Raw genomic sequence first — 19,838 nt, forward strand, 5'->3', positions numbered from 1 at the left:
TGATGGCGCTTCTGACAATCCGCAACCTGACCGTGCGCTTCGCCACCTCGACCGGCAGCTTCACCGCCGTGGACGGCATCGACGTGACCGTGGACAAGGGCGAGGTGCTGGCCATCGTCGGCGAATCCGGCTCGGGCAAGTCGGTGTCGATGCTGGCGGCGATGGGGCTTTTGCCCGACACCGCCAGCGTCACCGCCGACGAGATGACCTTCGACGGCCACGACCTGCTGGCCATGACCCCGCGCCAGCGCCGCCGCATCATCGGGCGCCAGATCACCATGATCTTCCAGGAACCCGTCGCCTCGCTGAACCCCAGCTTTACCACCGGCTACCAGATCGAAGAGGTGCTGCGCTTCAACGCCGGCCTGTCGAAACGCCAGGCCCGCGCCCGCGCGCTGGAGCTTTATCGCCAGGTGGGCATCCCCGAGCCTGAGGAAAAGCTGCGCAGCTATCCCCACCAGATGTCCGGCGGCCAGTGCCAGCGGGTGATGATCGCCATGGCCATCGCCACGAATCCGCGCCTGCTGATCGCCGACGAGCCGACGACGGCGCTGGACGTGACCATCCAGAAGCAGATCCTCGACCTTTTGATGGACCTTCAGGAAAAGACCGGGATGGCGCTGATCCTGATCACCCATGACATGGGCGTGGTGGCGCAGACCGCCGACCGCGTGCAGGTGCAATACAAGGGCCGCAAGATGGAAGAGGCCGACGTGCTGACCCTGTTCGAGGCCCCCTCGCATCCCTATACCCGCGCGCTGCTTTCGGCCCTGCCCGAAAACGCGACGGGCGACCGGCTGCCCACCGTCGGCAGCTTCCTCGAACCGGAGGTGCAGCCATGAGCGCCGAAACCCCAGTCGTCCAGGGCCGCAACCTGATCCGCGACTATCACGTCCCCGGATCGCTGACCCGCGCCGCCCGGACGGTGCGCGCGGTCAAGGGGATCAGCTTCTCGGTCGATCGCGGCAAGACGCTGGCCATTGTCGGCGAATCCGGGTCCGGCAAGTCGACGCTGGCCCGGATCATCGCGCTGATCGACCCGGCCTCGGGGGGCGAGCTGATGATCGACGGCAAGCCCGTGGACATCGGCAAGGCGCGGCTCACGCGCGAGATGCGCTCCAAGGTGCAGATGGTGTTCCAGAACCCCTATGGCAGCCTGAATCCGCGCCAGAAGATCGGCGACGTGCTGATGGAGCCGCTGGCGCTGAACACCGACACGCCCGCGGCCGAACGCCGCCGCCGGGCCGAGGAAATGCTGGCCAAGGTCGGCCTGCCGCCCGAGGTCTTCAACCGCTACCCGCATATGTTCTCGGGCGGGCAGCGCCAGCGCATCGCCATCGCCCGCGCGCTTATGCTGAACCCGACGCTGCTGGTCCTGGACGAGCCGGTCTCGGCGCTGGACCTGTCGGTGCAGGCGCAAGTCCTGAACCTGCTGGCGGACCTCCAAGCCGAATTCAACCTGGCCTATGTCTTCATCAGCCATGACCTGTCGGTGGTGCGCTATATCGCCGACGAGGTGCTGGTGATGCACCAGGGCGAGGCGGTCGAGCAGGGCAGCCGCGAAGCGGTCTTCGCCGCGCCGCGCCACCCCTATACGCGCGAACTTTTCGCCGCGACCCCGGTCACGGATGTCGCCTCGATCCGCGCCCGCGTCGCCCGCCGCCAGGCGCGGCGCGCCGCCACGGCCTGAACCAGGGGCGCAGGGGGGCAGGCGCGGCAGGGCTTCTTTCGTGTCCAAATATCCTCGGGGGGTCCGGGGGGCGAAGCGCCCCCGGCCTTAGCCGTCCAGGTCGCGATAATCGTGCATCTGCCCGCGCCAGTCCCGGATCCGATAGCGGCCCGGACCGACCTTCTGGACATGGCCCGGTCCCAGCGGCACCTTGCCATGCCCGCCCGGCAGGTCCAGCACATAGCTGGGCAGGCAGGTCCCCGAAATCCGCCCGCGCAAGGCGTCCATGATCGCCTGGCCTTCCGCGATCGAGGTGCGGAAATGCCCGGTGCCGCGGGCCAGGTCGCAATGATGCAGGTAATAGGGCTTGACCCGGTTGCGGATCAGCGCCCGGAACAGGTCGGCCAGCACCTCGGCGTCGGCATTCACCCCCTTCAGCAGCACGGTCTGGGACAAAAGCGGAATGCCCGCATCGGCCAGCCGCGCCAGCGCCGCGCGCCCCGCCTCGGTCAGTTCCTGGGCGTGGTTGATATGGACGACCACCCAGACTGCCAGCCGTTCGGGCCGCAGCGCCGCCAGCATCGCCGCGTCGAGGCGCTCCGGGGCCACCACCGGGATGCGGCTGTGAAACCGGACCATGTCGACATGCGCGATCGCCTCTAGCCGCGCGATCAGCGCCGCGATCCGGCGCGCCGACAGCACCATGGGATCGCCGCCGGTCAGGATCACCTCGCGGATCGCCGGGGTGCGGGCGATATAATCCAGCGCAGCGGCCAGTTCCGGCTCGGGCAGCCGGCCGTCCTCGCCCACCACTTCGCGGCGAAAGCAGAAGCGGCAATAGACCGCACAGGTCTTGGTGATGTGCAAGATCACCCGGTCGGGATAGCGATGGGTCAGGCCCGGCGTCGGGCTGAAGGCGGCATCGCCGATGGGATCGGCCAGTTCCTCGGGCCGGATCTCCAACTCGCGCGGATCGGGCAGGAACTGCGCGCCCACCCCGTCGCCGGGGCTGCCGACGGCCTCGCGCATGGCGGGCGACACACGGATGCGGAATTCGGCCGCCACCTGTTCCAGCACGTCCGCCTGACCGGCATCGGACAGGCCGGCCCGGATCAGGGCGGAAACGGTGGTGATCGGCGGCTGGGACAAGGCGGCAACTCGCAAGGCAGAGGGGCGGTTATCGACCCCAGCGCCCGCCTTGGCAAGAGGGGGGGCGGCCGCCTGACGCCGGGCCCTTCGGCCATGGAAACGCCGCCGCAAGGGGACCTGCGGCGGCGAATGGCGACAGGCCCCCGGATCAGAAGGTGAAATCGCTCATGTCGAGTTGCGCTTTCTGCATGTCCTCGATGGTCACGATGGTGTCGGCCGACAGGCGCAGCACCAGGTCGTTGCCGACCTGCTGGGCATTGTTGATGACCGCCTGCACCTGGGCGCGGCCGAAATCGTCAAAGTCCAGCCGGTCCATGCCGTTCTGGAAATCGGTGATGGTGTCGCGCCCGTCGCCGCGCTCGAATTCGAACACATCCGCGCCGGCCCCGCCGGTCAGGATGTCGTTGCCGCGGCCGCCTTCCAGCCGGTCGCGGCCAGCGCCGCCATCCAGCCGGTCATTGCCCGAGCCGCCGTCCAGCTCGTCATCGCCCAGCCCGCCGAACAGCAGGTCGTTGCCGGCGCCGCCGTCCACCTCGTCCCGGCCCGCCCCGGCATAAAGCTTGTCGGCGCCCGCGTCGCCTTCCAGGTCGTCATTGCCGTTGCCGCCATGCAGGATGTCGTTGCCGGTGCCGCCTTCCAGCTCGTCATTGCCATTGCCGCCCTGGAGCAGGTCGTTGCCATTGCCGCCCTCCAGCTCGTCATGGCCTTCGCCGCCATTCAGCGTGTCGGCGCCATCGCCGCCATAAAGCTTGTCATTGCCGGCAAAGCCGAACAGGCGGTCATTGCCGCCCATGCCCGACAGCCAGTCGCCGAATTTCGTGCCGTTCAGCGTATCGGCGAAGCTGGTCCCGATCTTGCGCACCATGGTCTTGTCCTTTCAAGGTTACAGCGGCGGATCGCCCGCCGCAGGTTAAGACGCCACAGGTGCCACAGCCTGGCTGACAGCGTTCTGACCCGCCCTGTCAGCCGGCTGTCAGGAAAGCCCGGCTTGCGCGGAAAGGCGCCGATCCGGCGCTGTTGCGGTTTCGGCACGAAGCGGCGCCGCTCGCTTGCGGTTTGATCTTTGTCAGCAGCCTGTCAGTTCGCCGCGGCTATAAGCGCCGCATGAGACCCGCCGCCGCCCTTGCCGTGATCCTGTCGCTGACGCCGCTGGCGGCCGGCGGACAGGATTTCGAATATGCCCGCGGCGCGGTCGAGCGGGGCGAGATCCTGCCCCTGGCCGAGGTGCTGGCCCTGCTTCACCGCACCCATCCCGGCCGGGTGATCGAGGTGGACCTGGACGAAGATGACGGCATGATGATCTATGAGGTCGAGCTGGTGACAGAGGATGGCCGGTTGATCGAGGTCGAGCTGGACGCCGCCTCGGGCCGGATTCTCGACCTGGACGAGGATGACGAGGACTGATGCGCGCCCTGATCGTCGAGGATGAGCCCCGGATCGCCGCCGACCTGGAGCGGGCGCTGAAGGCTGCGGGTTTCCTGGTCGAACTGGCCGGCGATGGCGAGACCGCATGGTTCCGCGGCGGCACCGAGGATTACGACCTGATCGTGCTGGACCTGAACCTGCCGCGGCTGGACGGGCTTAGCGTTCTCAAGCGCTGGCGGGCCGAGGGTTGCGAAAGCCCGGTGCTGATCCTGACCGCGCGCGGCGCCTGGACCGAACGGGTCGAGGGCATAGATGCCGGCGCCGACGATTACCTGCCCAAGCCCTTTCGCATGGAGGAGCTGATCGCCCGCGCCCGCGCCCTGGTGCGCCGTGCCGGCGGGCGCGGCAATGCCACCCAGCAGGTCGGGCGGCTGACGGTGGACCTGAACCGCATGACGGCCGCCGTCGACGGCATCCCGGTCGCCGTCACGCCGCTGGAGTTCCGGCTGATCTCTTATCTGGCGCTGAACCGCGACCGCATCGTGGCCCCGACGGAATTGCTTGAGCATCTTTATGGCGACGACGAATCGCGCGAATTGAACGCGGTCGAGGCGATCATCACCCGGCTGCGCCGCAAGCTGGGGCCGGGGGTGATCGGCACAAGGCGGGGCTTCGGCTATCACCTGGAAGACGAGCCGCCGCCCGGTGCTGCGGGGGACGGCCGGGCGCAGGGCCGGACGTGACCCGTTCGATCCGCTGGCGGCTGGTGGCGGCCGGCGCCTTCGCCATCGCCGTGGCGCTGGCGCTGTCCGGCATGGGGCTGGCGGTGCTTTTCGAACGCCATGTCGAACGCGTGGCCGTCGCCGATCTTCAGGCCCGTGCGCTGGCTTTGGCGGCCATGGTCCAGCCGAATGGCGAAGCCGGGGCCAGCCTGCGCGCGCCGCCCGACGACCCGCTTTATGACCAGCCCTTTTCGGGGCATTACTGGCAAGTCATGCTGGGCGACGAGTTGCGCCGCTCGCGCTCGCTATGGGATTATACGCTGCCCACCCCCCAGCCGCCGCCGCCGCCGGGCGAAAGCGCGGTGCGGGCGCTGGCCGGCCCGCAAGGCGAGCCGCTGCTTGCCGTCGAACAGGGGCTGCTGGTGGGCCGGGGCGCGGTGCCGCTGCGCATCATCGTCGCCTCGGACCGGGACGAACTGGCGCTGGCCAGGCGCGGCTTCCTGGGCGATCTTCTGCCCTATCTGGGGCTGCTGGGCGCGGCGCTGCTGCTGGCAAGCTGGTTGCAGATCACCGTCGGGCTGGAACCGCTTCAGCAGGTCGGCGCCAGGGTGGCGGCGCTGGGTTCGGGCGCGCGGCCGCGCATCGGCCAGGACCTGCCGACCGAGGTGATCCCGCTGGCCACGGAAATCGACAAGCTGCTGGATGCGCGCGACCGGGAACTGGACCGCGCCCGCCACCGCGCCGCCAACCTTGCGCATGGTTTCAAGACGCCCCTCCAGGCGCTTCTGGGCGATGCGGCGCGGTTGTCCAGCCGCGGCGAGGCCGAGATCGCGCGCAGCGTCGAGGCTATCGCCAACCAGATGCGCCGCCATGTCGACCGCGAACTGGCCCGCGCCCGCATCCAGTCCGGCCGCGCCCGGCAGTCGGCCGAACCGGGCACCATCACCGCCAAGCTGGTGGGCGTGCTGCGCCGCACGCCGCAAGGCGCCGGCATCGACTGGCAGATCGCGATCCCGCCGGGCCTATATGCCCGCATCGACCCCGACGACCTGACCGAGGCGCTTGGCGCGCTGTTGGAAAACGCCATGCGCCATGCGGGCCGCAGCGTCCATGTCTCGGCCCGCGCGCAAGGGGGCCGCGTCCTTATCGCCATCCGCGACGACGGCCCCGGCGTCCCCGAGGCCGATCTGCAACGGCTGACACAGCGCGGCCTGAGCCTTGATCCCGACGGCGAAGGCCAAGGCATCGGCTTGGCCGTCGTGGCCGATATCGTCGATGCGGCCCATGGCGAATTGCGGCTCGCCAACGCCGATCCGGGCTTTCTGGCGGAACTTTATCTGGACGCGGCGCCCCCCGTCCCGCCGGGCGGACCGCCTTCACCGTTTCCCAAATACTCATAAGGCAACCGCGCAGCACCCGCCGGCCTAGCGCAAGATCACCGCGACATTGTCGATCAGCCGCACCCCGTCAAGCCAGGCCGCGACCAAAAGCCGGGCCGGGCGGCCGGGCTGCGGCGTGCCCAGCGTCTCGCCGTCGCGCAGCTCCAGATATTCCACGGGCGCGATCCCTGCCGCCTCCAGCCCGGCGCGCGCGGCGGCCAGCACCGCGGCCACCGGCTCTCCGGCCTCGATCCGGGCGCTCGCGTCGAACAGCGCGCGGGGCAGGGCGGCGGCGCGCCCGCGCCCCGCGTCGGTCAGGCGCTGGTTGCGCGAAGACAGCGCCAACCCGTCCGCGGCCCGCACACAGGGGCAGGCCACGATCTGGACCGGCAGCTTCAGGTCCGCGGCCAGCCGGCGCACCAGTTGCAATTGCTGCCAGTCCTTTTCGCCGAAAAAGGCCCGGTCGGCCTGGGTCATGGTGAACAGCATCGTCACCACCGTTGCCACGCCGTCGAAATGGCCGGGGCGGTGCGCCCCTTCCAGCGGCTCGGTCACGCCCGAGACCGTGACCACCGTGGCATGGCCGGGCGGATAGACCTCGTCCCCGTCGGGCACGAACAGCGCATCGACCCCCAGGGGGCCCAGCAGTTCCGCGTCGGCATGTTCGGTGCGCGGATAGCGGGCAAAGTCCTCGGGGCTGTTGAACTGGCGCGGATTGACAAACAGCGTCACGATCACCCGGTCGCAATTGGCCCGCGCCGCCCGCACCAGGCTTAGATGCCCCTCGTGCAGCGCCCCCATCGTGGGCACCACGGCGATGCTTTCGCCGCGGGCTTTCCAGCCGCCGACCATTGCGCGCAGTTCGGCCAGCGGCCGGACGATCGGTGCGCTCATGCAGGCTTGCCCGCGCCAAAGGCATGTTCGGGACCGGGAAAGCGCCGCGCGCGGACCTCGGCGGCATAGGCGGCGATGGCAGTATCGGCATCGCCGCCCAGTTCGGCATAGCGCTTGACGAATTTCGGCCGGAAATCGGCGAACAGGCCCAGCATGTCATCGACCACCAGCACCTGCCCGTCGCAATCGACGCCGGCGCCGATGCCGATGGTCGGCACCGCGATTTCCTGGGTGATGCGCGCCCCCAGCGCCTCGGGCAGCTTTTCCAGCACCACGGCAAAGGCGCCGGCATCCGCAAGCGCGGCGGCGTCGCCGGCGATGCGGTCGGCCTCGTCCGGGTCGCGGCCCTGCACCTTGTAGCCGCCCAGCGTATTGACCGCTTGCGGCGTCAACCCGACATGGCCCATCACCGGGATGCCGCGCGCCACCAGGAAGGCGACGGTTTCGGCCATGTGGCGCCCGCCCTCCAGCTTGACCGCCTGGCAGCCGGTCTCGGCCATCATGCGGGCGGCGTTGCGGAACGCCTGCTCGGGCCCTTCCTCATAGCTGCCAAAGGGCATGTCCACCACCAGGCAGGCCCGCGAACAGCCCCGCGCCACGGCCTTGCCGTGCAGGATCATCATCTCCATGCTGACGCCGATGGTCGAGGGCAGGCCGTGCAGCACCATGCCCAGGCTGTCGCCGACCAGCGCGATGTCGCAATGCGCATCCACCAGCCGGGCCATGGGCGTGGTATAGGCAGTCAGGCATACCACGGGTTCGCCGCCCTTGCGGGCGCGGATGTCGGCGGGACCAAGCTGGCCCTTACGATCGGGGGTCGCGCTCATCTACTCCTCCATTCTTCAGCGGCCCAGGCGGGCGATGCCCCCATATTGGATTTGCGCCGCGATGTCTCGCAAGAAAACGATGCAGATGCAGCATTGGCGCGCAGGATTATAAGCGACTGGCCGGCCCGGCCGACGCCGCCAACGCTGTCGCCCACCAAGGCGGCTACCATGAGGGGGGGATTTCTGGAGAGATAAATCAGCAAATACATATAGATATGGGCGATTCCTAGAATCATTCCAGATTTCTGCCAGCCCCAGCCGCCGGCCCTGCATGTCCTGGTTTGCTTGACACCGCGTGACCCGCGCCCTAGTGCCGGTCCTGGTCCCGCGCGGGGGCCCGACCAGTTGGGATCACGACATGACGCTGAACGCTGCCATCCTTGGGGCCTCGGGTTACACGGGTGCCGAACTCGTGCGCATTCTGGCCACCCACCCCCGGATCCAGATCGCCGCGCTTTCCGCCGACCGCAAGGCGGGTCAGGGCTATGACCAGGTCTTTCCGCATCTGCGCCACCTGAACCTGCCGGCGCTGGTCCGGATGGAAGAGATCGACTTCGCCTCCATCGACCTGGTGTTCTGCGCGCTGCCGCACGGCCTTAGCCAGCCTTTGGTCGGGCAATTGCCCGCCGATGTGAAGATCGTCGATCTTGGCGCCGATTTCCGCCTGCGCGACCCGGCGGGTTACAAGGCTTGGTACGGGCTTGACCATGCCGCGCCGGATATCCAGCCGCAGGCGGTCTATGGGCTGACCGAATTCTACCGCGACCAGATCCGGGACGCCCGCCTTGTCGCCGGCACCGGCTGCAACGCCGCCACCGTGCAATTCGCCCTGCGGCCGCTGATCGCATCAGGGCTGATCGACCTGGACGACATCATCTGCGATCTCAAGAACGGGATTTCCGGGGCAGGGCGCTCGCTCAAGGAAAACATGCTCTTCGCCGAACGCTCCGAGGATGTGGCGGGCTATTCCCAAGGGGGAAAGCACCGCCATCTGGGCGAGTTCGACCAGGAGTTCTCGGCCCTCGCCGGGCGCCCGGTGCGCATCCAGTTCACCCCGCATCTGGTGCCGGTGAACCGCGGCATCCTGGCGTCCTGCTATCTCAAGGGCGAGCCGCAGGCGGTGCATGCCGCCTTGGCGGCCGCCTATGCCGAGGAACCCTTTGTCGTCGTGCTGCCCTATGGGCAGTTGCCGGCGATGGCGCATGTGCAGGGCTCGAACTTCTGCCATATCGGCGTGACCGGCGACCGGATCTCGGGGCGGGCGCTGGTCGTCTCGACCCTGGACAACCTGTGCAAGGGATCTTCGGGGCAGGCGGTGCAGAACGCCAACCTGATGCTGGGCCTGCCGGAAACCGAAGGGCTGATGCTGGCGCCGGTCTTTCCCTGACCGGCGGCAGGGCGCGGAACCAGGGGGCCGGGCTGCGCGTCTTGTCTGGGATAGGGATGGCCTTCCGCCGCCCCGAAGGAGGATAGCAAGATGCGTAGCCTGATTGCGACTGCCATAAGCGCGATGGTGCTTATGCTTGCCGGATGCGGCGACAATGCCACCGAACGGGCGGCGACCGGCGGCCTTGGCGGAGCGGTTGTCGCCGGCCCGGCGGGTGCCGTGGTGGGTGGCACCCTGGGGGCGGCGACCGCGGACTGATCCGCAGGACGCGCCCTGTCTGCATATACCCCCGGCAGGGCCGGGGCGTTGCCTTGCGGTTCGGGCCTGGGAACTCAGCCCTTGGCGCGTTCCACATAGGTCAGGTCGGCGGTGTTGATGATCACCTTGGTTCCGACGCCGATATGCGGCGGGACCATGATGCGGACGCCGTTATGCGCCATGGCCGGCTTGTAGCTGGACGAAGCGGTCTGGCCCTTGACCACCGGCTCGGTCTCGACCACCTCGACCGTGACCTTCTGCGGCAGTTCGATGGCGATGGCGACGTCGTTATGCACTTGCAGGAAGACGCTGATGCCGTCTTCCAGGAACACCTTGTCGTCGCCCACCACTTCGGGCGAGACCACGACCTGCTCATAGCTTTCCGGCTCCATGAAATGGAAGCCCTCGCCATCCTCGTAAAGGAAGTTATAGGCGCGTTCGTCGACATGGGCGCGTTCGACCTGTTCGGTGGTCTTCCAGCGTTCCGAAACCTTGTTTCCATCCGAGATGCGGCGCAGATCGACCTGGGTGGTCGGCGTGCCCTTGCCGGGATGGAAATTGGTCGCGGTCAGGACGACATGGAGCTTGCCGTCGATTTCGACGACATTGCCTTTGCGAAGGCTGGAGGCGATGACTTTCAAGGCGATTTCCTTGCCTGCTTTTCAAGTTCCGGGACGCCGGCTAAAACCCGGCGAGATGACGCCCCATAGCGTTTTTCGCAGCCTAGCGCCAGCCGCAAGCGGAAAACGACATAGGATGCAGGAGATGCGCCAATGAAGCCCGTGCAGGAAAGCCCATGGTGGGACCCTGATCGCCATGCCGGCCGCCGGCCGCTGTTGCTGGCGCGCAACCGCATCCAGGCGCAAATGCGCGACTGGCTGGCGACCCGCGACTTTGTCGAGGTGGACCCGCTGGCCCTGGCCGCCAGTCCGGGAAACGAGACGCATCTGCATGCCTTTGCCACCGACCGGATCGGCAATGACGGCCAGCCGCGGCGGATGTATCTGCACACCAGCCCGGAATTCGCCATGAAAAAGCTGCTGGCGGCGGGCGAGAAGCGCATCTTCGCCTTCAGCCATGTCTGGCGCAACCGCGAGCGCGGGGCGCTGCACAGCCCGGAATTCTGCATGCTGGAATGGTATCGCGTCGGGCAGGATTACCGTGTTCTTTTCGACGATTGCGCGCAATACCTGCGGCTGGCTGCCAAGGGGGCGGGCGCCGACCGGCTGCGCTTTCGCGGCATCGAGTGCGACCCCTATGCCGCGCCGCAGGTGATGACGGTCGCCCAGGCGTTTCGCGAATTTGCCGGCATCGACCTTCTCGCGACCTGCGAGGGTGTCGAAACGGATGCGGCCGCCCTGCGCGCCCAGGCCGAGGCGCAGGGGGTCCGCCTGGCCGCGGACGACGGCTGGTCCGACATCCTGTCGCGCGTGCTGGTCGAACGGGTCGAGCCGCATCTGGGCCACGGCCGGCCGCTGATCCTGGACCGCTATCCGGCGGCCGAGGCGGCGTTGGCGCGGCGCGCCGCCGACGAGCCGCGCGAGGCCGAGCGGTTCGAGCTATACGCCTGCGGCGTGGAACTGGCCAACGGCTTTGGCGAATTGACCGACCCGGCCGAGCAGCGCCGCCGCTTCCAGGCCGAGATGGACGAAAAAGAGCGAATCCACGGCGAGCGCTATCCGCTGGACGAGGATTTCCTGGACGCCCTGGCCATCATGCCGCCGGCCGCGGGCTGCGCGCTGGGGTTCGACCGGCTGGTGATGCTGGCCACCGGCGCGCCGCGCATCGACGAGGTGATATGGACCCCGCTGCCTCAATAACGTAAAATCAATTGGATAATAGCCAAACCTCATGCGGATTATTTGCGCCGCCGGAAAGGCGGCCTTACGCCGCCGGGAAAATTCCGGGGTTCCGGCGCCGGGGATGGGGCGCTAGGCTTGGGCAAAACGCAGGACCAAGGGGACAGGAATGCGGTTTTCGATGCGACTGACGGCGACGCTGGCGACCATGGCGCTGTTGCTGGGGGGCTGCGCGGGTCCTTATCCCGGCGCGGGCGTTTCCCAGCAGGGGCAAGAGATCAAATGGGGCCGCGACCAGAATCCTCCGGCGGCCAAGGTGGCCGGGCTGAATAGCTGGGTCGAAGGCTTCAAGGGCCGCGCCCGCAGCCAGGGCATCAGCGCCAGCACCCTGGATTTCGCCTTCCGCGGCGTGACCTATAACCCCGAGGTGGTGCGCCGGTCGCAAAACCAGGCCGAGTTCAAGAAATCGCTGTGGGAATACCTGGAGAACGCGGTTTCGGAAAAGCGCCAGACCAATGGCCGCGCCGCCCTGGCGCAATATGGCGGGGTGCTGAGCCGCATCGAGGCGACCTATGGCGTCGACAAGGAAATCGTCGCCGCGGTCTGGGGCATGGAATCGACCTATGGCGAGCGGCGGGGCGACTTGCCGCTGATCGAAAGCCTGGCCACCCTGGGATATGAGGGCTATCGCGGCGAATTCTTTCGCAGCCAGTTGATGGCGGCGCTGAAGATCCTGCAATCGGGCGATATCGACCCCGGCCACATGACCGGAAGCTGGGCCGGGGCCATGGGCCACACCCAGTTCATCCCGACGACCTATCTGGCCTATGCGGTGGATTTCACCGGCGACGGGCGGCGCGACATCTGGTCGAACGATCCTTCGGACGCGCTGGCCTCGGCGGCGAACTACCTGGCGAAATCGGGCTGGCAGCGCGGATTGCCGGCCGCGGTCGAGGTCACGCTGCCGCCCGGCTTCAACATGGGGCTGGCCGGCAAGGGCAAGCGGCGCAGCGTCGCGGAATGGCAGTCCTTGGGCCTGCGCCAGGCCAACCAGCGGCCGCTGCCGCCCGCCGGCACCTCGACCGAACTGATCGTGCCCGGCGGCGCCTCGGGTGCGGCCTTCCTGATCACCCGCAACTTCCACGCCATCCTGCGCTACAACAATGCCGACAGCTATGCGCTGGCGGTGTCGCATCTGGCGGACCGGCTGCGCGGCTATCCGGGGCTGGCCAATCCCTGGCCCGCCGACCATCCCGGCCTACGGATCGAGCAGCGCAAGGAAATGCAGCGCCTGCTGGGCGCGCGGGGCTTCGACACCCAGGGCGTGGACGGCAATGTCGGCTCGAACACCATCAGCGCCATTCGCGCCTATCAGGCGTCGCGCGGGCTGCCGGTGACGGGCGAGCCTTCGGCCGCGCTGCTTGAGCAATTGCGCCGCGGCTAGACCGGCCTGCGCGACCGGGGCAGGGCGGCCGCGCAAACCCGCGCGCCGCCCCGGCCCGCATCCTTACGGTCGCCAGCGCAGGAAATTGCCGATGATGCGCAGCCCCACGGCCTGGGATTTTTCCGGGTGGAACTGGGTGCCGACGATATTGTCGCGCCCCACCACCGCCGTCACCGGCCCGCCGTAATCGGCGCTGGCCAAAAGATGCGCGGGCTCGGCCGGGCGAAACTGCCAGCCATGCACGAAATAGGCGTGATCGCCGGTCGCGATCCCGTCCAGCAGCGGATGCGGGCGCAGCACGGTCAGGTCGTTCCAGCCCATATGCGGCACCTTCAGGCCGGGCGAGTCGATGGCCACGATCTGCCCTCCGATCCAGCCCAGGCCCTGGGTGTCGCGATATTCATGCCCGATCTCGGCCAGCATCTGCATGCCGACGCAGATGCCCATGAAGGGCACGGCGCGGGCGATCACCGCCTCGTGCAGCGCCTCGACCATGCCCGGCACGGCGTCAAGCGCCGCGCGGCAGGCCGGAAAGGCGCCGTCGCCCGGCAGCACGATGCAGTCGGCGCGCGCGACGGCGTCGGGGTCGGACGTCACCACCACCTCGGCCCCCGCCTCGCGCCCCATCAGCGCAAAGGCCTTTTCGGCGGAATGCAGGTTGCCGCTGTCGTAATCGACCAGCGCCACCCGCATCACAGCGCCCCCTTGGTCGAGGGCAGCACGCCGGCCATGCGCGGGTCGGGCTCGACCGCCTCGCGCAGGGCGCGGGCAACGGCCTTGAAGGCCGCCTCGGCGATGTGATGGGCGTTCAGCCCGTGGATGCGGTCCACATGCAGGGTGATGCCGCCATGGGTGGAAAGCGCCTGGAAGAATTCCCGCACCAGCTCGGTGTCGAATGTGCCGATCTTCTGCGCCGGGAAATCCACGTTCCAGACCAGATAGGGCCGCGCCGACAGGTCCAGCGCCGCGCGCACCAGCGCGTCGTCCATCGCCAGGTGGAACGAACCGTAACGGCGGATCCCCTTCTTGTCGCCAAGCGCGCGGGCCAGGGCCTGGCCGATGGCGATGCCGCTATCCTCGACCGTGTGGTGATCGTCGACATGCAGGTCGCCCTGGGCCCGCAGGGACAGGTCGATCAGCGAATGCCGCGCCAACTGGTCCAGCATGTGATCGAAAAAGCCGATGCCGGTGCGGTTGTCGTAGCGGCCGGTGCCGTCAAGGTCCAGCTCGACCTCGATCTGCGTCTCGGCCGTTTCGCGGGTGATCTTTGCGCGGCGCATCGCGTTCTCTCCTCATGCAGGCTGGACGCCTTATAGGGCCCGATTCGGCGGCTGAAAAGCCGATGCCGCGCCGCAGTCCGGGCGGGAAACCCCGCCCGCCGCCACCCGTCCTTGTCATATGGCCGATGCAATGCGAAAACGGGGCAAGCCCAAAGGACAAGCGACCCGAAAGGATCCTGGCCGATGAGAAACGACCTGAATGCCAGCGAAAGGCGGCTGATCGCCGCCCTGGACCGCATCGACCGCTTCCTGGACCGCACGGCCCTGGCGCGCGCGGAGCATGCGCAGACCGTTGCCGACCCGGAAGCCGGGGCGCGGCTTGACGCGCTAGAGGCCGAAAACCGCCGGCTTTCCCAGGAGCTTGCCGCGCTGCACGAGCGCGAGGCGGCGACGCTGGACGCCTGCGAGGCGCGACTGGCAGAAGCGCATGCGCGCCTGCTTCGTTCGGGGCAAGAGGCGGCGCGGCTTTCGGCGGCCAACGACGCGCTGGCCGAGGCCAATCGCAACCTGATCGACGCGCGCGAGGGCGAGGGGGACCCCGACGGCATCCGCGCCGCGATGGCGGCAGAGATCGAATCGCTGCACGCCGCCCGCGCCGCCGAAGTCGCGCAGATGGGCGAGATCGTCGAGGCGCTGGAGCGCATGGTCGGCGCGCCGGACCCTGCCGCCCCCGCCTTGCAGCCGGCGGCGGCCGGAGATGGTGACGATCTGGACGGCGAAAGGGGCTGAAGAATGGCGCAAGTGGATTTTTCGATCGGGCACAAATCCTATACCCTGGCCTGCCAGGAGGGCGAGGAACGGCTGCTTAAACGCGCGGCCGGCCTGCTGGACACCGAGGCGCGGGTGATCCTGGAGCAGGCCGGACGCATGCCCGAGCCGCGGCTTTTGCTGCTCTCGGGGCTGATGCTGGCCGACCGCACCGCGGCGCTGGAGGACCGCGTCGCCTCGCTGGAGCGCGAATTGGCGCGGCTGAAGAGCAATCCGCAGCGGGTCGAAGTGCCGGTCGTGCCCGAAAGCCTGTCAGAAGCCATGGCCGAGCTGGCGGCGCGGGCCGAGGCGCTGGCGCAGAAGGCCGAGGACCAGGCGGCGGGTTAGGCCCGCGGGTCCGAATATCCAGAAAAAAAGCTGAAGCGGCGGGGCAGGGCGCGTGGGCGTCGGCAGCCGGCGGCGGGCGTCCTGCACAGGGGGCCAACGCGGCGGCGTTTTGTCGCGCCGGGGCTTTGGGGGCGCTGATCGGAAAGGGCGCGTCCCCGTGCCCCCTTTCGGGCGGCGCGGCCGGATATATATAGCGCGGGCCGATATTCATTCTGGAGCATTCATGGAACGCCTTCTCGAACGCAGCCTTTTCGCCAGCCGCTGGATGATGGCGCCGATCTATGTCGGCCTGGCGCTGTCGCTGCTGATCCTGCTTTGGGTCTTTGCGCTGGAGCTTTGGCACCTGATCGGCATCCTGCCGGTGATGACCGTCAACGACGCGGTGCTGGGGGTCCTGGCGCTGATCGACCTGAGCCTGGCGGCAAATCTTTTGCTGATCGTGATTTTTTCGGGCTACGAGAATTTCGTCAGCCGCATGGACCTGAGCGGGCACGAGGACCGGCCGGACTGGCAGGGCGAGGTCGATTTCTCGGCGCTGAAGCTGAAGCTGGTGGCCTCGATCGTGGCGATCTCGGGGATCCATCTGCTGAAAGTGTTCATGGATGTCGGCAAATACGACCCCCAGCATATCCGCTGGATGGTGGTGATCCACCTGGTCTTCGTCGTCTCGGGCGTGCTGCTGGCGGCCATGGACTGGATCGCGAGCCATGGCAAGACGCTGAAGAAGGGCAAGGCGCAGGCTTGAGCTTTCGCCCGGCGGCACGGCCGCAGGAGTATTTGGGAAACGGTGAAGAGCCGGGCGTCGCGCCGGGGCGGCGCCTCTTGCCGCGGCGGCGGATTTTTGGCCGGGCGGGCGGCGCGGACCCTTGCGACTTCGCCCGCCATGGATATAACCCCGGACGATTTATCAGCCGCAAGCCCTGGGGACCGACATGCCGAAAAGAACCGATATCAAATCCATCCTGATCATCGGTGCCGGTCCCATCGTCATCGGGCAGGCCTGCGAATTCGACTATTCCGGCGCCCAGGCCTGCAAGGCGCTGCGCGAAGAGGGCTACCGGGTCATCCTGGTGAACTCGAACCCCGCCACGATCATGACCGATCCCGAGATGGCGGATGCCACCTATATCGAGCCGATCACCCCCGAGGTGGTGGAAAAGATCATCGCCAAGGAACGGCCCGACGCGCTTTTGCCGACCATGGGCGGGCAGACCGGCCTGAACACCGCCTTGGCGCTGGCCGACATGGGGGTGCTGAACCGCTATGGGGTCGAGCTGATCGGAGCGCAGCGCGCCGCCATCGAGATGGCCGAGGACCGCAAGCTGTTTCGCGAGGCCATGGACCGGATCGGCCTGGAAAACCCCAAGGCCACCATCGTCGCCGCGCCGAAGCTGGCCAGCGGCAAATACGATATCGCCGCCGGCATCGCCCAGGCCCTGGCGGACCTGGAGGAGATCGGCCTGCCGGCGATCATCCGCCCGGCCTTTACCCTGGGCGGCACCGGAGGCGGCGTCGCCTATAACCGCGACGATTACGAACGTATCGTGCGCTCGGGGCTGGAAGCCTCGCCGGTGGCGCAGGTGCTGGTGGACGAAAGCCTGCTGGGCTGGAAGGAATACGAGATGGAGGTGGTGCGCGACCGCGCCGACAATGCCATCATCGTCTGTTCCATCGAAAACGTCGACCCGATGGGGGTGCATACCGGCGATTCGATCACCGTCGCCCCGGCGCTGACCCTGACCGACCGCGAATATCAGCGCATGCGTAACGGTTCCATCGCGGTGCTGCGCGAGATCGGGGTCGAGACCGGCGGCTCGAACGTGCAATGGGCGATCAACCCCAAGGACGGCCGCATGGTGGTGATCGAGATGAACCCGCGGGTCAGCCGGTCCTCGGCGCTGGCGTCCAAGGCCACCGGCTTTCCCATCGCCAAGATCGCCGCCAAGCTGGCGGTCGGCTATACGCTGGACGAGCTGGACAATGACATCACCATGGTCACGCCGGCCAGCTTCGAGCCGTCGATCGACTATGTCGTGACCAAGATCCCGCGCTTTGCCTTTGAGAAGTTTCCGGGCAGCAAGCCCGAACTGACCACGGCGATGAAATCGGTGGGCGAGGTCATGGCCATCGGCCGCAGCTTCCACGAATCGCTGCAAAAGGCGCTGACCTCGATGGAGAACGGGCTGACCGGGCTTGACGAGATCGAGATCCCCGGCGCCCCCGACAAGGCGGCGGTGATCAAGGCGATCAGCCAGCAGACCCCGGACCGGCTGCGCCTGATCGCCCAGGCCATGCGCCACGGGCTTTCCGACGACGAGATCCAGCACGCCACCAGCTTCGACCCCTGGTTCCTGGCCCGGCTGCGCGAAATCGTCGATGCCGAGAATGCCGTTCGCGAAGGCGGGCTGCCCCAGGATGCCGAGGGCTTGCGGCGGCTGAAGATGATGGGCTTTACCGATGCCCGGCTGGCCACGCTTTCCGGCAAGGCCGAGGCCGAGCTGCGCCAGGCGCGGCGTGCCCATGACCTGCACCCGGTCTTCAAGCGCATCGACACCTGCGCGGCCGAGTTCGAGGCCCAGACCCCCTATATGTATTCGACCTACGAGGCCCCGGCGATGGGCGACGTGGAAAACGAGGCTCGGCCCAGCGACCGCAAGAAGGTGGTGATCCTGGGCGGCGGCCCCAACCGCATCGGCCAGGGGATCGAGTTCGACTATTGCTGCTGCCATGCCTGTTTCGCGCTGACCAAGGCCGGCTATGAAACCATCATGGTCAACTGCAACCCCGAGACGGTCTCGACCGATTACGACACCTCGGACCGGCTGTATTTCGAGCCGCTGACGCTGGAACACGTTCTGGAAATCCTGGCAATCGAGCAGGAAAACGGCACGCTGCACGGCGTCATCGTCCAGCTCGGCGGCCAGACGCCGCTGAAGCTGGCCAATGCGCTGGAAGAGGAGGGGATCCCGATCCTGGGCACCACGCCCGACGCCATCGACCTGGCCGAGGACCGCGAGCGCTTCCAGAAACTGCTGAACGACCTGGGCCTGAAGCAGCCGGTGAACGGCATCGCGCGCTCTGGCGACGAGGCCATCGAGATCGCCACCCGCATCGGCTTTCCGCTGGTCATCCGCCCGTCCTATGTGCTTGGCGGCCGGGCGATGGAAATCGTGCGCGACATGGAGCAGCTCAACCGCTATATCCGCGAGGCGGTGCAGGTCTCGGGCGACAGCCCGGTGCTGCTGGACAGCTATCTGTCCGGCGCCATCGAGGTCGATGTCGACGCGCTGTCCGACGGCAAGACCGTCCATGTCGCCGGCATCATGGAACATATCGAGGAGGCCGGCGTCCATTCCGGCGACAGCGCCTGTTCGCTGCCGCCCCATACGCTGGACGCCGCCACCATCGCAGAGTTGAAGACCCAGACCGAGGCCATGGCCCGCGCGCTGAACGTCGTCGGGCTGATGAACGTGCAATTCGCGCTGAAGGACGGCGCGATCTATGTGCTGGAGGTGAATCCGCGCGCCAGCCGCACCGTGCCCTTCGTCGCCAAGGCCACCGACAGCGCGATCGCGTCCATCGCCGCCAGGCTGATGGCGGGCGAGCCGATGGCGAATTTTCCGCTTCGCCCGGCTTATCCCGAAGGCGTCGGGCCCGACGATCCGCTGCCCTTTGCCGATCCGCTGACGCTGGCCGATCCGCAGACGCCCTGGTTCTCGGTCAAGGAGGCGGTGCTGCCCTTTGCCCGCTTCTCTGGCGTCGACACGCTGCTTGGCCCCGAAATGCGCTCGACCGGCGAGGTCATGGGCTGGGATCGCAACTTTGCCCGCGCATTTCTCAAGGCACAGATGGGGGCGGGGACGCATCTGCCGGAAACCGGCCTGATTTTTGTTTCGGTGCGCGACGCCGACAAGACCGAGCCGCTGGCCCAGGCTGCGCGCGACCTGACCGCCATGGGCTTTCGCCTGGTGGCCACGCGCGGAACCGCCGAATTCCTGCGCGGCGCCGGTGTGGAAACGGAACTGGTCAACAAGGTCTATGAGGGCCGCCCGAACATCGTCGACCGGCTGAAGAACGGCGAGATCGCCATGGTGCTGAACACCACCGAAGGCAAGCAGGCGATAGCCGATTCGCGCGAGATCCGGGCGGTGGCGCTGAACGACAAGATCCCGTATTTCACCACCGCCGCCGGCAGCATAGCCGCGGTCGCCGCGATCAAGTCGCGCGGCGAAGGCGAAATCGGGGTGCGCAGCTTGCAGGCATAACCGAAACGGTCTTGCCGCCGGCGACCTGCGGCGCGCAACCAGCGCGCCGCCAGTTGCGGGGTGCCGGACATCGCGCCGGGTCGGGCGCAAGGTGGGCGCTTGGCGGGGGCCGGCGCCATTTCCGTCAAGGCGGCGGCTTTGGACCTGTCGCGCTTTTACACGCACCGGCGCGGGGTGCCGTTTCCTTGATAACCGAAGTTATGTAAAATATCGGCCAGTCCGGAACGCGACGCAGGCAGCAAGCTGCCCGCAAGATCGCTGGCGGCGCGGTCGCTACGGCGGCCATACCAATGGTTCGCCTGACG

At 67.8% G+C, this 19,838-nt stretch carries 20 protein-coding genes; 13 read left to right on the plus strand and 7 right to left on the minus strand.

All coding sequences use genetic code 11. The annotated features are described in order from the left end of the window. Positions 1-2 precede the first annotated feature (2 nt). The gene (locus F3H32_RS02290; protein ID WP_149764028.1) at positions 3-842 is read left to right on the plus strand and encodes an ABC transporter ATP-binding protein; all 840 of its coding nucleotides are present in this window, start codon (positions 3-5) and stop codon (positions 840-842) included. After that, complete coding sequence (locus F3H32_RS02295) at positions 839-1,690, plus strand: ATP-binding cassette domain-containing protein (RefSeq protein WP_149764030.1); 852 nt, start codon at positions 839-841, stop codon at positions 1,688-1,690. The genes F3H32_RS02290 and F3H32_RS02295 overlap by 4 nt, the downstream gene beginning before the upstream one ends. An 87-nt stretch (positions 1,691-1,777) precedes the next feature. On the opposite strand, the gene F3H32_RS02300 is transcribed toward F3H32_RS02295, so the two are convergent. Together F3H32_RS02300 and F3H32_RS02305 are read right to left on the minus strand one after the other, a co-directional pair. Then, a complete protein-coding gene (locus tag F3H32_RS02300; protein WP_149764032.1) occupies positions 1,778-2,818 on the minus strand; it encodes a lysine-2,3-aminomutase-like protein in 1,041 nt (346 codons plus the stop codon). Between the two features lie 148 nt (positions 2,819-2,966). After that, positions 2,967-3,683, minus strand: coding sequence for a calcium-binding protein (locus tag F3H32_RS02305; RefSeq protein ID WP_149764033.1), 717 nt, complete (start codon positions 3,681-3,683; stop codon positions 2,967-2,969). Between the two features lie 239 nt (positions 3,684-3,922). Here F3H32_RS02305 and F3H32_RS02310 point away from each other — a divergent pair, with 239 nt between their 5' ends. From F3H32_RS02310 to F3H32_RS02320, 3 genes are read left to right on the plus strand one after another with little or no spacing between them, the layout of a single operon-like run. Then, positions 3,923-4,222, plus strand: coding sequence for a PepSY domain-containing protein (locus tag F3H32_RS02310; RefSeq protein ID WP_149764035.1), 300 nt, complete (start codon positions 3,923-3,925; stop codon positions 4,220-4,222). Next, the gene (locus F3H32_RS02315) at positions 4,222-4,926 is read left to right on the plus strand and encodes a response regulator transcription factor (protein ID WP_149764037.1); all 705 of its coding nucleotides are present in this window, start codon (positions 4,222-4,224) and stop codon (positions 4,924-4,926) included. Before F3H32_RS02310 ends, F3H32_RS02315 begins: the two co-directional genes overlap by 1 nt. Beyond that, on the plus strand, positions 4,923-6,305 hold the full coding sequence (locus F3H32_RS02320) for a sensor histidine kinase (protein WP_149764039.1): 1,383 nt from the start codon (positions 4,923-4,925) through the stop codon (positions 6,303-6,305). The genes F3H32_RS02315 and F3H32_RS02320 overlap by 4 nt, the downstream gene beginning before the upstream one ends. Before the next feature lie 24 nt (positions 6,306-6,329). Here the strand turns inward: F3H32_RS02320 and panC are convergent, their stop codons facing one another. Both panC and panB read right to left on the minus strand, forming a co-directional pair. Further along, positions 6,330-7,178 (minus strand): pantoate--beta-alanine ligase, encoded by an 849-nt coding sequence (panC, locus tag F3H32_RS02325; protein ID WP_149764041.1) that lies wholly within the window; start codon positions 7,176-7,178, stop codon positions 6,330-6,332. Further along, positions 7,175-8,005: a 3-methyl-2-oxobutanoate hydroxymethyltransferase gene (panB, locus tag F3H32_RS02330; RefSeq protein ID WP_149764043.1), complete on the minus strand. Its 831-nt coding sequence runs from the start codon at positions 8,003-8,005 to the stop codon at positions 7,175-7,177. Before panB ends, panC begins: the two co-directional genes overlap by 4 nt. Positions 8,006-8,363: 358 nt before the next feature. On the opposite strand from panB, the gene argC reads away from it, so the two are divergent. Both argC and F3H32_RS17645 read left to right on the plus strand, forming a co-directional pair. Then, positions 8,364-9,392: an N-acetyl-gamma-glutamyl-phosphate reductase gene (gene argC, locus F3H32_RS02335; protein ID WP_149764221.1), complete on the plus strand. Its 1,029-nt coding sequence runs from the start codon at positions 8,364-8,366 to the stop codon at positions 9,390-9,392. A gap of 90 nt (positions 9,393-9,482) precedes the next feature. Further along, positions 9,483-9,650, plus strand: coding sequence for a hypothetical protein (locus F3H32_RS17645; RefSeq protein ID WP_181900512.1), 168 nt, complete (start codon positions 9,483-9,485; stop codon positions 9,648-9,650). 74 nt (positions 9,651-9,724) lie between these two features. Here F3H32_RS17645 and efp read toward each other — a convergent pair whose 3' ends face one another. Then, the gene (gene efp / locus F3H32_RS02340) at positions 9,725-10,291 is read right to left on the minus strand and encodes an elongation factor P (protein WP_115754491.1); all 567 of its coding nucleotides are present in this window, start codon (positions 10,289-10,291) and stop codon (positions 9,725-9,727) included. Positions 10,292-10,423: 132 nt separating this feature from the next. Here efp and epmA point away from each other — a divergent pair, with 132 nt between their 5' ends. Together epmA and F3H32_RS02350 are read left to right on the plus strand one after the other, a co-directional pair. Continuing rightward, a complete protein-coding gene (epmA, locus tag F3H32_RS02345) occupies positions 10,424-11,470 on the plus strand; it encodes an EF-P lysine aminoacylase EpmA (protein WP_149764045.1) in 1,047 nt (348 codons plus the stop codon). Positions 11,471-11,618: 148 nt separating this feature from the next. Further along, positions 11,619-12,893 carry a lytic murein transglycosylase gene (locus F3H32_RS02350; RefSeq protein ID WP_149764047.1) on the plus strand — a complete coding sequence of 425 codons (1,275 nt, stop codon included), beginning with the start codon at positions 11,619-11,621 and terminating at the stop codon, positions 12,891-12,893. Between the two features lie 63 nt (positions 12,894-12,956). Here the strand turns inward: F3H32_RS02350 and hisH are convergent, their stop codons facing one another. Together hisH and hisB are read right to left on the minus strand one after the other, a co-directional pair. Further along, positions 12,957-13,586, minus strand: coding sequence for an imidazole glycerol phosphate synthase subunit HisH (gene hisH / locus F3H32_RS02355; protein ID WP_149764049.1), 630 nt, complete (start codon positions 13,584-13,586; stop codon positions 12,957-12,959). Next, positions 13,586-14,173, minus strand: a complete 588-nt coding sequence (gene hisB, locus F3H32_RS02360) for an imidazoleglycerol-phosphate dehydratase HisB (protein ID WP_149764051.1) — start codon at positions 14,171-14,173, stop codon at positions 13,586-13,588. The genes hisH and hisB overlap by 1 nt, the downstream gene beginning before the upstream one ends. A 183-nt stretch (positions 14,174-14,356) precedes the next feature. Between hisB and F3H32_RS02365 the strand changes: the two genes are divergently transcribed. The 4 genes from F3H32_RS02365 to carB all read left to right on the plus strand — a co-directional run bounded on the left by F3H32_RS02365 (position 14,357) and on the right by carB (position 19,533). Then, entirely contained in the window at positions 14,357-14,902 is a 546-nt protein-coding gene (locus tag F3H32_RS02365; protein WP_149764053.1) for a hypothetical protein, read from the plus strand. Between the two features lie 3 nt (positions 14,903-14,905). Then, positions 14,906-15,268 carry a cell division protein ZapA gene (locus tag F3H32_RS02370; protein ID WP_115754486.1) on the plus strand — a complete coding sequence of 121 codons (363 nt, stop codon included), beginning with the start codon at positions 14,906-14,908 and terminating at the stop codon, positions 15,266-15,268. Between the two features lie 223 nt (positions 15,269-15,491). Beyond that, positions 15,492-16,013 (plus strand): TIGR00645 family protein, encoded by a 522-nt coding sequence (locus tag F3H32_RS02375; protein WP_149764055.1) that lies wholly within the window; start codon positions 15,492-15,494, stop codon positions 16,011-16,013. A 187-nt stretch (positions 16,014-16,200) separates the two neighbouring features. Continuing rightward, positions 16,201-19,533 carry a carbamoyl-phosphate synthase large subunit gene (gene carB, locus F3H32_RS02380; RefSeq protein ID WP_149764057.1) on the plus strand — a complete coding sequence of 1,111 codons (3,333 nt, stop codon included), beginning with the start codon at positions 16,201-16,203 and terminating at the stop codon, positions 19,531-19,533. Positions 19,534-19,838 lie beyond the last annotated feature (305 nt).

The organism is Paracoccus thiocyanatus (genome assembly GCF_900156255.1).
GTDB lineage: Bacteria > Pseudomonadota > Alphaproteobacteria > Rhodobacterales > Rhodobacteraceae > Paracoccus > Paracoccus thiocyanatus.

What these genes read in the sequence shown, in the direction of transcription:
- F3H32_RS02290 (WP_149764028.1), top strand. Translation starts at nt 3, where the DNA reads ATGGCGCTTCTGACAATCCGCAACCTGACCGTGCGCTTCGCCACCTCG.
- F3H32_RS02295 (WP_149764030.1), top strand. Translation starts at nt 839, where the DNA reads ATGAGCGCCGAAACCCCAGTCGTCCAGGGCCGCAACCTGATCCGCGAC.
- F3H32_RS02305 (WP_149764033.1), bottom strand. Translation starts at nt 3,683, where the DNA reads ATGGTGCGCAAGATCGGGACCAGCTTCGCCGATACGCTGAACGGCACG.
- F3H32_RS02310 (WP_149764035.1), top strand. Translation starts at nt 3,923, where the DNA reads ATGAGACCCGCCGCCGCCCTTGCCGTGATCCTGTCGCTGACGCCGCTG.
- F3H32_RS02315 (WP_149764037.1), top strand. Translation starts at nt 4,222, where the DNA reads ATGCGCGCCCTGATCGTCGAGGATGAGCCCCGGATCGCCGCCGACCTG.
- panC (WP_149764041.1), bottom strand. Translation starts at nt 7,178, where the DNA reads ATGAGCGCACCGATCGTCCGGCCGCTGGCCGAACTGCGCGCAATGGTC.
- panB (WP_149764043.1), bottom strand. Translation starts at nt 8,005, where the DNA reads ATGAGCGCGACCCCCGATCGTAAGGGCCAGCTTGGTCCCGCCGACATC.
- argC (WP_149764221.1), top strand. Translation starts at nt 8,364, where the DNA reads ATGACGCTGAACGCTGCCATCCTTGGGGCCTCGGGTTACACGGGTGCC.
- F3H32_RS17645 (WP_181900512.1), top strand. Translation starts at nt 9,483, where the DNA reads ATGCGTAGCCTGATTGCGACTGCCATAAGCGCGATGGTGCTTATGCTT.
- epmA (WP_149764045.1), top strand. Translation starts at nt 10,424, where the DNA reads ATGAAGCCCGTGCAGGAAAGCCCATGGTGGGACCCTGATCGCCATGCC.
- F3H32_RS02350 (WP_149764047.1), top strand. Translation starts at nt 11,619, where the DNA reads ATGCGGTTTTCGATGCGACTGACGGCGACGCTGGCGACCATGGCGCTG.
- hisH (WP_149764049.1), bottom strand. Translation starts at nt 13,586, where the DNA reads ATGCGGGTGGCGCTGGTCGATTACGACAGCGGCAACCTGCATTCCGCC.
- hisB (WP_149764051.1), bottom strand. Translation starts at nt 14,173, where the DNA reads ATGCGCCGCGCAAAGATCACCCGCGAAACGGCCGAGACGCAGATCGAG.
- F3H32_RS02365 (WP_149764053.1), top strand. Translation starts at nt 14,357, where the DNA reads ATGAGAAACGACCTGAATGCCAGCGAAAGGCGGCTGATCGCCGCCCTG.
- F3H32_RS02370 (WP_115754486.1), top strand. Translation starts at nt 14,906, where the DNA reads ATGGCGCAAGTGGATTTTTCGATCGGGCACAAATCCTATACCCTGGCC.
- F3H32_RS02375 (WP_149764055.1), top strand. Translation starts at nt 15,492, where the DNA reads ATGGAACGCCTTCTCGAACGCAGCCTTTTCGCCAGCCGCTGGATGATG.
- carB (WP_149764057.1), top strand. Translation starts at nt 16,201, where the DNA reads ATGCCGAAAAGAACCGATATCAAATCCATCCTGATCATCGGTGCCGGT.